Annotated in this window: 13 protein-coding genes; 3 read left to right on the top strand and 10 right to left on the bottom strand. The window is 66.0% G+C overall.

The window, feature by feature from the left end:
* Window positions 1–7 precede the first annotated feature (7 nt).
* The 3 genes from BQ7471_RS11290 (at window position 8) to disA (ending at window position 3143) form a co-directional block, all read left to right on the top strand.
* Complete coding sequence (locus BQ7471_RS11290) at window positions 8–1231, top strand: sensor histidine kinase (protein WP_076466026.1); 1224 nt, start codon at window positions 8–10, stop codon at window positions 1229–1231.
* Window positions 1228–1908 carry a response regulator transcription factor gene (locus tag BQ7471_RS10300; protein ID WP_076466025.1) on the top strand — a complete coding sequence of 227 codons (681 nt, stop codon included), beginning with the start codon at window positions 1228–1230 and terminating at the stop codon, window positions 1906–1908. The genes BQ7471_RS11290 and BQ7471_RS10300 overlap by 4 nt, the downstream gene beginning before the upstream one ends.
* A 164-nt stretch (window positions 1909–2072) precedes the next feature.
* The gene (gene disA, locus BQ7471_RS10295; RefSeq protein WP_076466023.1) at window positions 2073–3143 is read left to right on the top strand and encodes a DNA integrity scanning diadenylate cyclase DisA; all 1071 of its coding nucleotides are present in this window, start codon (window positions 2073–2075) and stop codon (window positions 3141–3143) included.
* A 24-nt stretch (window positions 3144–3167) separates the two neighbouring features.
* Here the strand turns inward: disA and BQ7471_RS10290 are convergent, their stop codons facing one another.
* The 10 genes from BQ7471_RS10290 to dacB form a co-directional block, all read right to left on the bottom strand.
* Complete coding sequence (locus BQ7471_RS10290) at window positions 3168–3869, bottom strand: hypothetical protein (RefSeq protein WP_076466022.1); 702 nt, start codon at window positions 3867–3869, stop codon at window positions 3168–3170.
* Window positions 3870–3903: 34 nt separating this feature from the next.
* Complete coding sequence (locus tag BQ7471_RS10285; protein WP_076466020.1) at window positions 3904–4389, bottom strand: DUF3180 domain-containing protein; 486 nt, start codon at window positions 4387–4389, stop codon at window positions 3904–3906.
* The gene (gene folK, locus BQ7471_RS10280; RefSeq protein WP_076466019.1) at window positions 4386–6338 is read right to left on the bottom strand and encodes a 2-amino-4-hydroxy-6-hydroxymethyldihydropteridine diphosphokinase; all 1953 of its coding nucleotides are present in this window, start codon (window positions 6336–6338) and stop codon (window positions 4386–4388) included. The genes BQ7471_RS10285 and folK overlap by 4 nt, the downstream gene beginning before the upstream one ends.
* Before the next feature lie 9 nt (window positions 6339–6347).
* Window positions 6348–7157, bottom strand: coding sequence for a dihydropteroate synthase (gene folP, locus BQ7471_RS10275; protein ID WP_076466017.1), 810 nt, complete (start codon window positions 7155–7157; stop codon window positions 6348–6350).
* A 1-nt stretch (window position 7158) separates the two neighbouring features.
* Window positions 7159–7728 (bottom strand): GTP cyclohydrolase I FolE, encoded by a 570-nt coding sequence (gene folE, locus BQ7471_RS10270; protein ID WP_076466016.1) that lies wholly within the window; start codon window positions 7726–7728, stop codon window positions 7159–7161.
* Window positions 7728–9653 carry an ATP-dependent zinc metalloprotease FtsH gene (gene ftsH / locus BQ7471_RS10265; protein ID WP_129583459.1) on the bottom strand — a complete coding sequence of 642 codons (1926 nt, stop codon included), beginning with the start codon at window positions 9651–9653 and terminating at the stop codon, window positions 7728–7730. The genes folE and ftsH overlap by 1 nt, the downstream gene beginning before the upstream one ends.
* Window positions 9654–9727: 74 nt before the next feature.
* The gene (gene hpt, locus BQ7471_RS10260; RefSeq protein ID WP_076466011.1) at window positions 9728–10282 is read right to left on the bottom strand and encodes a hypoxanthine phosphoribosyltransferase; all 555 of its coding nucleotides are present in this window, start codon (window positions 10280–10282) and stop codon (window positions 9728–9730) included.
* 91 nt (window positions 10283–10373) lie between these two features.
* Window positions 10374–11525 (bottom strand): tRNA lysidine(34) synthetase TilS, encoded by a 1152-nt coding sequence (tilS, locus tag BQ7471_RS10255; RefSeq protein WP_235821305.1) that lies wholly within the window; start codon window positions 11523–11525, stop codon window positions 10374–10376.
* Window positions 11515–12342, bottom strand: coding sequence for a zinc-dependent metalloprotease (locus tag BQ7471_RS11750; RefSeq protein WP_076466010.1), 828 nt, complete (start codon window positions 12340–12342; stop codon window positions 11515–11517). The genes tilS and BQ7471_RS11750 overlap by 11 nt, the downstream gene beginning before the upstream one ends.
* A 46-nt stretch (window positions 12343–12388) precedes the next feature.
* On the bottom strand, window positions 12389–13765 hold the full coding sequence (gene dacB, locus BQ7471_RS10245) for a D-alanyl-D-alanine carboxypeptidase/D-alanyl-D-alanine endopeptidase (protein WP_076466008.1): 1377 nt from the start codon (window positions 13763–13765) through the stop codon (window positions 12389–12391).
* Window positions 13766–13784: the final 19 nt, after the last annotated feature.

Below are 13784 nucleotides of genomic sequence, written 5' to 3'. Positions count from 1 at the left end.
TGGGGTCATGCGCCTCGTGTTCCAACAGCCGCAACCCGGAGGATCCACCTCCTCCCGCCGTTTGAAGGTGGCCTATAGTCTCATCGCTGGATGCCTGCTGCTCATCGACCTCGCCTCGGTCATCATCCGCGATGGTCGGTTCCACGGCGCTCTGACGGGGACTGTGACGCTCGCACTCCTCGCCTCGGTTGTCGCGTGCGGGTGGGACGCCCGATCCGGCGGGACTCTTGTCACGGTCTTCAGCCTGATCGGCATTTTTGCGCCTGCGGACTACGCATCCATCGGCATATCGGGGAACGCCATACACATCGTATGCGCCGACTGGATCTCTCGCAGATGGATCGGCGAATCCATCGTTGCGATGTTCCTCGTCGATGCCGCAATCCTCCTCACATGTTCTCCAGAGGATCTTCCCTATGCGATTCCACTGCTCACGATTGCATGGATCGCCTCATTCATCTCCGGCCTCCTCTTCTATTGGGCGCGTCACGAGCGCCAGGATCTGGCGCACAAGGTGACCGATCTTGAGGAGGAATTCCAACGAACCCGCTATGACTTGTCGGTCAGGCTCCACGATTCAGTGGCCGCGGAATTGACGAAGGTCGTCCTCCTGTCCGATGAACTCACGCAGTACACGGCCGACGTCGGGGTCCGGGTGCAGAGCGAAGCGATCGCCCGTCACGGGCGCAGTGCACTCGCAACCATTCGCGACATCATCCGCTTCAACGCCCCTCAACGATCCACTCCCCCCTCACTGTCATCGACGATCGACGCTTCCACACAGCTCCTCGTCTCACGCGGAGTCGCGCTGAGCGTCGACATGCCTGAGAACGCGGACGCCGCGTTGTCCTATCCTTCACGGGACTTCCTCTGCCTCGCCATCAGAGAGGGGTGCCTCAATATCTGCAAGTACGCACCACGAGACTCGACAGCATTCCTCACCATTGAGCAGCTCGACGGCGGCGCCGTCGACTGCGCACTGTCCAATATCGTCGGGGCGCCTCAATACGACCCTGCACCCGCCGATCCGATGTCCGGCAGATTCGGGCTGCGCTCGCTGCACGAATCCGCGGAGTTGATCGGCGCGGATGTCAACTACGGTCAGTCGGGATCCCGATGGTTCCTCACAGTGTCTATTCCCGGATGCTCCACAGGCGCGGCGCCGTCTCCTCAGCTCAGCGACCGTCATTCGACGCTCGACGTACTCCAGATGACGGGCGACGAGTCATGACTGCGCCACTGAACGTCCTGCTCGTTGATGATGATTCCTTCCTCCTCGAACAACTCGCGAAGAACCTGGATCGTCGTCACGATATTCGAGTCCTCGGGCGTTTTCTCAGCGGGCATTCCCTCATCGACTACCTCGCGTCTAGTGGCCGGGCGCCGGTCGATGTCGTGCTCCTGGATGTCACAATGCCGGGGATGGATGGGCCTGCGACCGCGCTCCATGTGAAACAGACACATCCCGATCTCACCATTGTCATGTACACGGTCTTCGAACAGCCCGACTCGTTGTCTCGAGCACTCCTCGCCGGCGCCAGCGGTTTCATCACGAAAGACACTCCTACTGAGGACATTGCCGACGTCCTGCATCGCGTCCATGCAGGAGAGACAGTAATGAGCCCCGAGCCGACCGCATTACTCGTCGACTCGTTTCGTCAGCACCTCATCACACAGCGGTCAGACAGCGTATTCGAAGCGGCTGTGGCTGATCTTCCTCCCGCACTCCGAGAGGTGTTCGACCTCATGACGATGTCCTTACCGAACGCAGAGATCGCACGACGCACGCACCTCAAGCTGAGCACCGTGAAAGACTACTCGTCGAAGATTTTGAGGCGGACCGACTCCAGATCGAGAACGCAGCTCGTCCTGCGCGCCGCGCGCTCCGGTCTGACTGCCGACGCATAATCCGCACTTCCACTCGATCCACCCGACAGCCGCGATCACCAGAAGGAAACTCCCCGCCATTGACGGGATGAACGTATTCATCGTCTCGGACCTGTTCACAGCAATTCGCGTGACGCTGCCGTAAACTCACTGTAAGACATCGCCCAGAGAAAGACGGTCGGTCAGTGAATCCGGATTCCGCAGCGCTGCGAGAGGCACTCCAAGCGGTTGCCCCCGGCACTGCTTTGCGTGAAGGACTCGAACGCATTAAGCGTTCGCACACGGGTGCGCTCATCGTTCTGGGCTACAACGCTGCCATTGAATCACTGTGCTCGGGCGGATTCGACCTCGATGTCCCCTTCACCGCCGCCAGGCTGCGCGAATTGTGCAAAATGGATGGCGCGGTCGTCCTCGACATGAACACATGGCACATCCGCAAGGCGAATGTCCAGCTCTTCCCCGATCCGACGATCCCCACGGACGAGTCCGGCATGCGCCACCGCACCGCTCAACGCACCGCGCGCCAAACGCACCTGCCCGTCCTCTCCCTGTCTGCATCCATGCGGATGATCTCCGTCTACGTCGGAGAGTTCCACCGCCTCGTTGAAGAGCCCGAGGCCCTGCTCGCCCGCGCCAATCTCGCCGTCGACACGCTCGACCGGTACTCCCAGCGCCTCGACGAGGTCCTCCAGACGCTCACCGTCTTGGAGATGCGCGATTCGGCGACGATCCGCGACGTGGCGACGGTGATGCAGCGCATGGAGATGATCCGGCGCATCACCTCCGAGATCAACGGCTACCTCGAAGAACTCGGATCGGAGGGCCGCCTCCTCGCCCTCCAGGTCGACGACCTCATCCGCGGCTCCGCCTCGGAGCGCGCCCTCGTCATGCGCGACTACATCCGCGACCAGTCCCTCGTCGCCTCCGTCGAACAGCGCCTGTCCGACCTGTCCAGCGACAAGCTCGTCGACCTCACGGCGATTGCGAATATTCTCGGCCTCGGCGTTTTCGAAGTCGCTGACCTCGACCGCGATATTCAACCGCGGGGCATCCGCGCCCTGTCCCTGGTCCCCCACCTGCCGTGGAATGTCATCAAAGAGGTCTCCTCCCATTGGCCGTCCTTCGCGGAACTGCGCCAAGCCTCCGCGGATGATCTCCAGGTGATTGAGGGCATCGGCCCCTACCGCGCGAAACTCATCCGCGAGAACCTCGAACACCAGGCGCAGATGGCGGCGAGTGGCATCGTCGGCTGGTAAACGCCCCATGGGCGCACATGTGCGTCAGTTGATCGTGAAGATCAGTTCCCCGGTGACGGGGGTGCCCGCGACAAAGAGCATCGCTCGATAGGTGCCGACAGCGGCGGCCTCCCGTCCCCCTTCAGGGACCGTGCAGCCCGCGGCGTACACTGTGCCGTCCCATGACAGGCCCCCCGACCAGGGTGCGTCGGGAGCGAGGAGTAGCGGAGTATCCGCGTCGTCGCGACCGTCGCAGGACGCGGAGTCGTAGACAGTCTCCTCCCCCGTCACGATCCTCATCGTGATCGCGCCCTTAGCGGTCGTACAGGCAACACCGCTGCGGTTTGTGATGGTCACGGTGATCGTTTCGCCCGCTCCGACGCTGGTATTCATCGCCGTCGCCGCATAGTCGAGGTCTTTCACCGCGCATTCGGGGATCCTCACCGTCTTCTCCCCGTCGTCAAGGATCCCGTCGACTGTTGCCCTCTCACCGGCCTTGAGACCTGCGACGGGTGGAGCGGATTGGGGGGCCGTTGCATCTCCGGATTGAGCCGCGGACTGCACCGCAGTCGGTTCGGGCGCGGACCCCGTGACGAGGGACACGATGGTGACCACGCCCCAGATGAGGAGGGCAATGAGGCCGAGCAGGATCGTGCCGGTGATGATGCGACGCGGCCACAGATTCACCCGCGAGCGGCTGCGAGCGCGCTTCGCGGATGTGCGAGTACTGGGGCGTCGAATCGCCATCGTGGCTCCTTTGCAGTGCCGGAATGACGGCGCCCTAGGCGGGGCTCACCGTCGGCTCATGCTGTTCACGTCGGTCGTCGGGGTCGTCGGGGTCAATGGTGCACCACCGCTCCACGATAACGCCGCATATGCACCACACGCAGGCGGCGATGGCGCTGAGTCCTGCGGCGAGGGCATTCGCCGCCATCGCCGCTGCGAAGACTCGGGTGAGGCTCGCCGCCATGATGCCCGCGAGGGCACCGGTGAAGAAGGAGGCGACGAGGGCGGAGGCCCGAGCCGCCACAGCGATTCTCAAGGCCGTGAGGGAGTCGACCCACGTCCTCTTCTTCTTGCGGTACCGCAGCACATGCCCGCCCGTCCACAGGATGAGGGCGGCAAGGAAGACGAAGACGACTCCCAGCAGCGGGGTGATCTGCAGGGGTGATCCGCCGACGGACATGCCGACAATGGTGCCGCCTGCGAGGAGGAAGAATGAGACGAGGGCGACCAGGCTGAGGAAGAGCTTGGACACCGGGGTCATTTCTGCCTGTCCTGGTTCTTCACGATCGGGATGTGGCCGGTCGTCGACGGCCGGACGATGACCTTGCGGAGAATGCCCGTCTGGGTTACCTCCGAATCCGGAATCGGCCCGCGCAGCGCGCCCTTGGGGAGCTTCGGGTCGAGGATCGACGTGCGCACGACGCCCGAGGGGGCTCCGGCTGATTCCGAAGGAGCGGCCTCATCGGGATCAGTGGCGTCGGCATCGGCTTCGCCCGACGCGGGTGCGCCCGCGGCTCCGTTGACCTGTGCGACGGCGGTCGGGTCGTCAACGATGCGCACATCAGCGCTCGCGAAGTCCCATTGCGGCAGCTCCCGTTGAGCCGGGGCCGTGTGCGGTTCAGGCGCCTCGGGGGCTTCAGCCGCGCCATCATCGGCGGTGTCCGGCTCTTTCGGGGGCGCCGCCGCGTACTTGGTGAGCGACTTCCACTGGGGGCGCCGCTGCGCCTTGCGGTCGTTCGCATTCTTCGCGGGCACGGCGGGGGCGTCCGGCTCATTCGTCGTTGCCGCAGGCGGCGTTGCGGGCTCCGCCCTCGCGGGGGCGGCCTCGTCAGTCGCCTCGTGCGGGGCGCGCTCCCCTTCGACTGGGGGTGCGTGGTCGTCCTCGTCGGATTCGAGCTGCTCCTCGGCGGCGGAGGATTGCATGAGTCCGGCGGGCATCGCGGGGGCCAGTGAGGCGTAGACTGCGGGAGCGGCGCGCTGTGCGAACAGGTGCGCCGGAGGTGCCGTGTAGTCCGTCTTCTCCCAGCGCGCCCACAGTGTGCGCCATACGACGTCGTCTCCGTCGGTGGCGGGGGCGAGTCCCCTTCGGGAGGCCTCTGGCATGAGGTCGAGGCGCGAGGTGATGGATTCGGGCTCGTGGCTCACCGGCGGTGCTGGAGTGGGCTCGTGCGCGGGTTCACCGGCCTCGTCGGCGGCGCCCTCGCTCGCACCGGAGCGAACGGCGGCGCCGCGCCCGAGGAAGTCATCGGAGTCGGAGGACACGGATGCGGGGTCCTCCAACCAGTCGTCGACGGCGTCGAGGATCCCTTCCTTATCGGGAGCCCCCTCCAGCAGCTCCACGACCGGTGCGTCGGCAAGCAACGCATTCGGGTCGACCATGAGCCACGGGGCGAGGACGAAGGCGCGCCGGGCGGCGCGCGGATGGGGCAGAGTAAGAGCATCGGAGTCGCTGGTCACGCCCTCGACGTCGATGAGGTCGATGTCGAGGATGCGCGGACCCCAGTGCTCGTTCCGCTCGCGCCCGAAGCGCGTCTCGATGGCGCTGGTCGTCTCCAGCAGTTCCATCGCCCCGAGGTCCGTCTCAATGATGACGACCGCGTTCCAATAGTCGTCTTGGGCGTCTTGTCCATCGGCGAGGACGGGTGCCGTGCGGATCAGCGGGGAGACCTCGCGCACGAGAATACGCGGCGTGTCGATGAGTTCAGCGATCGCCTGCATGAGCGTCACCGGGACGTTACCGACATTGCCCCCGAGGGCGAGGACAGCCCGGCGCGTAATGCGCTCCTCCTCGTCATCGTCCCGGGCTTCCTCTGCGGTGTCGTAGATGATGGGCAGGGGGTCGCATGTGCCGCGGCGCACCGTCACCGACACATCCGAGAAGGGGTGTCCGATCGGGGCGTTGGGCTTGTGGATGGTCACTTCGACGCCCTGGACCGGATCGAATTCGAGGATGGCGACGGCGATCCGCGAGCCGAGCGTCTCAATGAGGCGAACGGAGGGGCCGGTGAGTATTCCGCAGACGAGGTCGGCGACCTCGGCGTAGGAGATCGTGTCGTCGATGTCATCGGAGTCGGCCGCTGCCCGCGTATCGACCCACAGGGCGAGGTCAACGACGAAGGGCTGGGCGTTCGTCTGTTCGTCGGGGAGCACACCGTGGGTTCCGTACGCGCTCAGGCCGCGAAGCGCAATGACATCGAGGGGTGTCGACATTTACCGCTCCTATCTTCCTTCACGCGCTGCACGCGCATTGCCTGCAATTTCGTGGACTCTCACAGCCCAGGCCCCCTCACGCGCCGCCTGTCGTGTGATTGAGGCGGTGAGGGCATCGACGTCGGCGCCTTGCGCTGCGACGAAGCGCTTCCGCGATGCTCCGATGAGCACAGGGTACCCGAGAGACTTCAACTTTCCGAGGGAAGCGAGGATTTCCCAGCACTGTTCATTCGTCAAGGAGAAGCCGAGCCCCGGGTCGATGATGATCCTCTCCGGGGCGACTCCGGCGTCGAGGGCGGCGCCCACCTGGGATCTGAGGCGCCCGGAGAGCGCCGCCATCAGGTCGGGACCGTAGTCGAAGGACTCCCCCGGCATGCCCGGCAGCGCCCGGTAATGCTGAATGACATACGAGCAGTCGGTGTCGGCGACTGCGGCGTTCATGTCGCCGTCCCAGCACCCCCCGGACACGTCGTTGATGATTCCGGCGCCCGCTGCAGCGGCCCTCAACGCCGTGCGGGCGTGAAGGGTGTCAACTGAGACGAGGACGCCCGCGTCGGCGAGTTCCGCGACGACGATGCCGATGCGCGCCCACTCCTCGTCCTCGTTGATCCGAGTCGAGCCGGGGCGCGTCGATTCCCCGCCAACGTCGATGATGTCCGCGCCTTCGGCGATCATGTCGTGCGCATGGCGAATCGCCGCATCCGCGCCCTTGAAGCGCCCCCCATCGGAGAAGGAGTCCGGGGTGACGTTGAGGATCCCCATGATGAGGGTGCGGTCCTCATCGGGGGCGGCTCCGGCGGACGGACTCAGAGGATGCATTTCAGCGACGTCCGCCCAGTACGAGGGCCATCATCTCGGCGCGGGTCCGGCCATCGGTCATGATGCCGCGCAGCGCCGAGGTCACAGTCGACGAGCCGGGCTTCGTGACGCCCCGCATCGACATGCACATGTGCTCTGCCTCGATGACGACGATGACGCCTTGCGGGTTGAGGACCTCGTCGATGACATCCGCGATCTGAGCGGTGAGGCGCTCTTGGACTTGGGGGCGGCGCGCGTATCCCTCAACGACGCGCGCCAGCTTCGACAGCCCCGTCACGCGCCCGCCACGCGGGATGTAGCCCACGTGGGCGCGCCCGAAGAAGGGCAGCAGGTGGTGCTCGCACATGGAGTGAAAGGCGATGTCGCGGACGAGGACGAGTTCGTCGGTGCCCGCCTGGAATTGGGTGCGCAGATGCTCGCTCGGGTCCTCATCCATGCCGGAGAGGATCTCGCGCCATGCGCGCGCCATACGGTCGGGGGTTTCGGTCAGGCCCTCACGGTCGGGATCCTCGCCGATGGCGCTGAGGAAGTCCCTCGAGGCCAGCTCAACGCGGGCGACATCGTAGGCCATCAGGACTCCTTCACAGCAGAATCGCCCGCGTCGGACGCATCCTGCTGCTCGACGAGTCCGATGGGGTCGCCATAATGCGCGCCGGGGATCGCCGCATCGGACGCGTAGTTCCACACGGGACGCTCATCCTGCTTGCGCACATCCCGGAAGATCTCAGCGAGCTGACCCTCATCGAGGGTCTCCTCTTCGAGGAGGCGCGCGGCGAGACGATCGAGGATGTCACGATTCTTCGTGAGAATCTCCCATGCCTCGCGCATCGCACTATCGAGCAGCATGCGCACCTCATGGTCGATGATCGAGGCCATCTCGTCGGACATGTCGCTCGGCTGGGCGGTCGAACCGTGTCCGAAGGCCTCGGTGTCGGTGGTCCCCAGTTTCACCATGCCGACGCGATCGGACATGCCGTAGTCGGTGACCATGGCGCGTGCGGTCTTCGTCGCCTGCTGAATGTCATTAGCGGGGCCGGTCGATGGATCGCGGAAGACGAGCTCTTCGGCGACGCGTCCGCCCATGGAATAGACGAGGTCGTCGAGCAGTTGGTTGCGCGTCTTGTTGTAACGGTCCTCGGTGGGCATCACCATCGTGTAGCCCAGCGCCCGTCCGCGCGGCAGGATCGTCACCTTCGTCACCGGATCCGTGTAGCGCAGAGCAGCGGCGCACAGGGCGTGTCCGCCCTCGTGATAGGCGGTGACGGTCTTGTCGTGATCGTTCATGACTCGCGTGCGCTTCTGCGGACCCGCGATGACGCGGTCGATGGCCTCGTCAATGGCGCGGTTGTCGATGAGGTCCGCATTGGAACGGGCCGTCAGCAGCGCGGCCTCGTTGAGGACATTCGCCAGGTCGGCGCCCGTGAAGCCGGGGGTGCGCTTGGCGACCTGTCGCAGGTTGACGTCCGCAGTCATCGGCTTGCCGGAGGCGTGGACCTTGAGGATCGCTTCGCGCCCCTTGAGATCGGGGGCTTCGACGGCGATCTGACGGTCGAAACGACCGGGGCGCAGGAGCGCCGGGTCGAGGATATCGGGGCGGTTCGTCGCGGCGATGATGATGATATTCGCACGCTCATCGAAGCCATCCATTTCAACGAGGAGCTGGTTGAGGGTTTGCTCGCGCTCGTCATTGCCGCCGCCGATGCCGCTGCCGCGGTGGCGGCCCACTGCGTCGATCTCGTCGACGAAGATGATCGCCGGAGCGTTCTTCTTCGCGCGGTCGAAGAGGTCGCGCACGCGGGAGGCGCCGACGCCGACGTAGAGCTCCATGAACTCCGATCCGGAGATGGAGAAGAAGGGTGCGTGCGCTTCACCGGCGACAGCCTTGGCGAGGAGCGTTTTACCGGTTCCGGGGGGCCCGTAGAGGAGGACGCCGCGGGGGATGCGGGCTCCGACCCTGTGGAACTTGTCGGGGGCGGCGAGGAATTCGCGGATCTCCTCGAGCTCCTCGACGGCCTCGTCCTCGCCTGCGACGTCGGCGAATGTGATGTCGGGGCGCTCCTGGTTGAACTCTTTGACTCTGGACTGGGTGAAGCCGCTCATGAAGCGCGACCCGCCCATTTTCGACAAGAGGTACCAGGTGGCGAGGAGGACGAGGAACAGCGGCACCATCATCTGCACCATTGACGACAGGGCGGATGCCTGCGGCCGCATGGCGTTCCACCCCTTCGCGGGCGCAGCGGCGTCGACTGCCGTGAGTATGGACTCCGTCTGCGTGTAGGCGTAGGTGAAGTAGACGGACTTGCCGAGGTTCGCGGTCCTATCCCCGATGCCCGTGGACTCGTGGGTGTAGTCCTCGTTGAGGGTGAGATTGACCTGCTGGGTGGATTCATTGACCACGACCCTCTGGAGGGACGTGCCCTTGAGGATCTGGAGGCCCTCAGAGGTGTCGACGGCTTTGGGTTGGAAAGTCTGCCAGATGAACCAGCCGCCCATCATGAGGATGAGGAGCGGGACGAGGATCCACGCCCAGTTGATCCGCTTCTTCTTGTCTGCCACGAGCGTCCTTCGTTTCAGTTCGAGTACACGTGCGGTGCGAGGGTGCCGACGAAGGGGAGATTGCGATACTTCTCCGCGTAGTCGAGCCCGTATCCGACGACGAATTCATTGGGGATCTCGAAGCCGACATAGGCGACGTCGACGTCGACTTTCGCCGCCCCGGGTTTGCGCAGAGCCGTCGCGATGTCAACGGATGCAGCGCCGCGGGATAAGAGGTTCGTGCGCAACCATGACAGCGTCAGCCCAGAATCGATGATGTCTTCGACGATGAGGACGTGGCGCCCATTGACGTCCTGATCGAGGTCTTTGAGGATGCGGACCACGCCGGAGGATTTCGTCCCCGACCCGTAGGAGGACACGGCCATCCAGTCCATCTGCAACGGGGTGTGGATCTTCCTCGACAGGTCGGCCATCACCATGACGGCTCCGCGCAAGACTCCGATGAGCAGCAGTTCTTTGCCGACGTAGTCCCGGTCGATCTGGTCGGCCATTTCCGTCAGTCGTTGGTCGAGCTGTTCAGCGGTGACCAGAACATCTTTGAGGTCTTCACCCATATCGGTGGCGTCCACGAGCGTCTCTCTTCTCTCATCACATGCCCGACCCTAGGGGCACCCAGGGTCAAGGGTGCCATATTTGCCTGTGCTCCGGCGACGCGGGGCGCTACAACTCACTGTCAGCGTAATCCGCGCCCGGCGCGCAGTGTGCTTGCAGCTCAGCGACGAGGACGGGGCTCCCACGCTCGTCGCGAGTCCTGAGGATCCTCCCCGCGGGCACGTCGATCGGTCCCTGGCCGTGCCAGGACGTGATGAGCGAGTCGAGGGCGTCGAGGTGCCGGGTGCTCAGATCCCCCGCACGGGCACCCGCATCGAGGGCGAAACGGCGCAGCACCCTCGTGCGGATGGCGCGCGGCTGCGCTTCGAGCCCTCGCACGTCAAGGGAGATTCGCCTGTCCTCCCCGGGCTCGGGGCATACAGCGGATGCGACATCCGCCCACACTGCTTGCGCCCAGTGCTCGAGCGCATCGTCGTCGATTGCCGTGAGCGCGGCGGTCCTCGCGAGGGCGGGGACGGGGTCCATTCCCAGGGCTCGGGCGAGGGCGGGCAGGACGGCGGCCCGTACGGCGGCTCGGCGCAGAGGGGTGCCGTCGGCGGCCCTCCATGGGCCGTCCGCAGCATTCGACGGGTCCTCCGCCCACTCCAGCCCCGCCTGCTCGCACGCCTCGCGCGTGTCCGAGCGGCGCAGCGACAGCAGGGGACGCATCCAGCGCACGCCGTCCCCATTGACTGTTTCGGGGCTGATGGAGCGCAGAGAGTGGGCGCCTGAGCCGCGGGAGAGGCGCAGCAGTACCGTCTCCGCTTGGTCGTCCATCGTGTGTCCGAGCAAGACCACCGGAGTCGGGGTCGAAGCGGCGGATGCGCCGATGTCAGCGAGCGCCCCCCGCAGCGCCGCATAGCGGGCGTCTCGCGCCGCCGCCTCCGGACCTCCACGGCTCCCCACGTGGACGCGGATGACCCTCGCATCGGCTCCTAGTGCCCGCGCCCGATCGGCGACGCCTGCGGCCTCGTCAGCGGAGTCGGGGCGGATGGCGTGGTCGACGGTGATCGTGTGGACGGGCAATCCGAGTCTGCGGGCAGAATCGATGGCGCACAGGGCGAGGGCCAGGGAGTCGGCGCCCCCGGACAGGGCGATCACGACCGGGGTTCGCGCATCGAGCCCGGCGAGGACGGGGTGGATGGCGCGCGAGACTCTGCCCAGAGCACCCGTGGGGCGCACTCCGACGAGTCGCGTCGCCTCGCAGGGTTCAGGCGACACGAGTCCGCCAGCGCTGGGGGCTGTCGAGTTCGTCCGGTGTCGGCAGATTCGACGCCTCAGACAGGAGGGCGCCGCCGAGCCCTTCGGCGACGATGTACCGGGCGAAGGCGTCGCCCGAGCGCAGCACGTGGTCGGGGACTGGCAGTGATGAGGCCCTCGCCGTGAGGGAGACGAGAGTGGCGACCGCGCTGTAGTGGCGGTGAGCCTTGAGCCAGCCGACCGAGGCGATATCGGCGGGGGTGAGCTGGTCGAGTTGTGCACTGACGAGGCAATCGACCAGGAGCATCCGCTCGAGCAGACCCGCAAGGGGCTCCTCGTCGCCGGGATCGAAGGAGGCGATGAAGGGAGCGGCATCAAGAGCGACCCCCCACAGTCCCGCTCGCAGCGCGACCCACTTGGACCAGTCCCCCTGGTCAAGGGAGTAGCGGTGGGCGTCCTCCAAGACATTCGGTGCGACGAGGACGCGCTCGCAGCTGCGCGGATCCCAGATTCCCGTCGCCGTCTCGGCGAGCACCGAGAGGAGTTTGAAGCAGGCGACGCCCTGGGTCGGCGTGAGCGTCCTCGTGTAGTCGTCGACAAGACGGGCTGCGATGGTGATGGCGCCGTGCCGGTCGACGATGCGCGTCGGTGCGGCGCTGACACACGCGGCGCTCTCAGCAAGGCCGGTGAGGGCGGATAGGTAGGGGGCGGACCATGCGGTGGCCTTGCGCAGGCGCGCAACGATTCCGGCGGCGCTGGTCGTGGGCACGCTCGGACCCGCGTAGGTGAGTGCAGTGAGGGCTCGTGAAATCTGGGGGGCTCCGAAGGGAACACGCATGCGCCCAGTGTAGCCAGTCGGCTTCGCCACCGGCGGAGCTCGGGCCCTACAGCTCGGCCAGACCCACGATGAAGCGGTCGAGGACAGGGCGGGTGAGGGCGGCGGCGTCGTCGGGGACCGCGTCGTTGCCGATCGCGTAGATGAGGATGCGGCCGGAGTTCGTCTGGACGATGCCGGCGAGGGAGGAGACGCTTCCCAGGGATCCGGTTTTCGCTTGGGCATTAGCGACGGCCGCAGAACCGGACATGCGCGATGTCATCGTCCCGTCGAGTCCCGCCCACGGCAGGGAACGGACGAGTCCGGCGAGGTCGCCCGACGACGAGGCCGATGCGCGCAGCGCATTGACGAGGGTGGCGGCACTGATCTTGTCGTTCTCAGACAGCCCGGAGCAGTCCTGAAGGGACATCCCGGTCGTGTCGACGCCCGCGTCTTCCAGGGTCGAGCGCAGGTGCGCGACGGCTCCCGGGGCGGAGGTGTCCTTGCCTGCGGCACGGGCGGCGAGTCGACAGTACTGGTCGGCGACGGTGTTATCGGATTCGTGGAGCATCCAGCGGATCTGCTGCCCCATGGTCGCCGATTCGACGGATGCGATGGCCTCGGCGCCGTCGGGCGGACGGGCCTCAGAGCCGAGACTCGTCTCGATGCCCGCGTTGGTGAGTGCATTGGCCACGACAGAGGCGACGTTGCGGCTCGGGTCGTCGACGAAGGCGTAGGCGCCCTCGACCGTCCGTCCGGCGTCGATCGCCATTGCGCCGACGCGGCCCTCGAAACCGGCGACTCCCTGTTCGCCCCAGGCTGCCAGGCGCGATTCCCCGTCGAAGGGCTGTTCATCCCAGGTGAGGCTGACGTCGGCGATGCCCCGCTCATTGAGGACCGCCGCCGCCTGGGCGGCAAGATCGCCCAGGCCCGCATGGCCCTCCACCGCATCGGGGTTCGATGCGCCCTCGCCGAGGAGCAGGTCCCCTTGAGAGGTAAGGTGGAGGCGGCCCCCCGACAGGAGCAGGCTCGTCGTCAGCTTTTGGGACGTGTCGAGCGTGGAGAATGCAGAGAAAGCGGTGAGGACTTTCGTCGTCGATGCGGGGGTGTGGGCGGTGGCGGCATCCGCGTCGAGGAGAACCTGTCCAGTGGCGGCATCGATGACGCTCCCCCACGACGCCCACTTCCCTTCCGAAGCGGCTCTCTCGACGGGGCTCCACAGCGCCCTGACGTCTGTTGGCGATACCTCGTCGCCCTGTGCGGTGGCGACGGCGGCGAGGACGGCGTCGGCCTGTTCGGGGATCGCGGGAACCGGTGCCGCTTCGCGTGCGGGCGCGGCGGTGAGGAATCCGGGAACAATATCCGCGATATCAGCGGCACCATACCCGCAAGCCAGCAGTGCGAGCACCGAAACGCTTACAATCTTCGCAACAGTTGAGCGCCGCATGGGTCTCCTTCGGGAGTAG

Origin of the sequence: Actinomyces mediterranea, assembly GCF_900155595.1 — a bacterium.
Lineage (GTDB): Bacteria > Actinomycetota > Actinomycetes > Actinomycetales > Actinomycetaceae > Pauljensenia > Pauljensenia mediterranea.
This window is presented reverse-complemented; position numbering and strand designations above follow the sequence as displayed.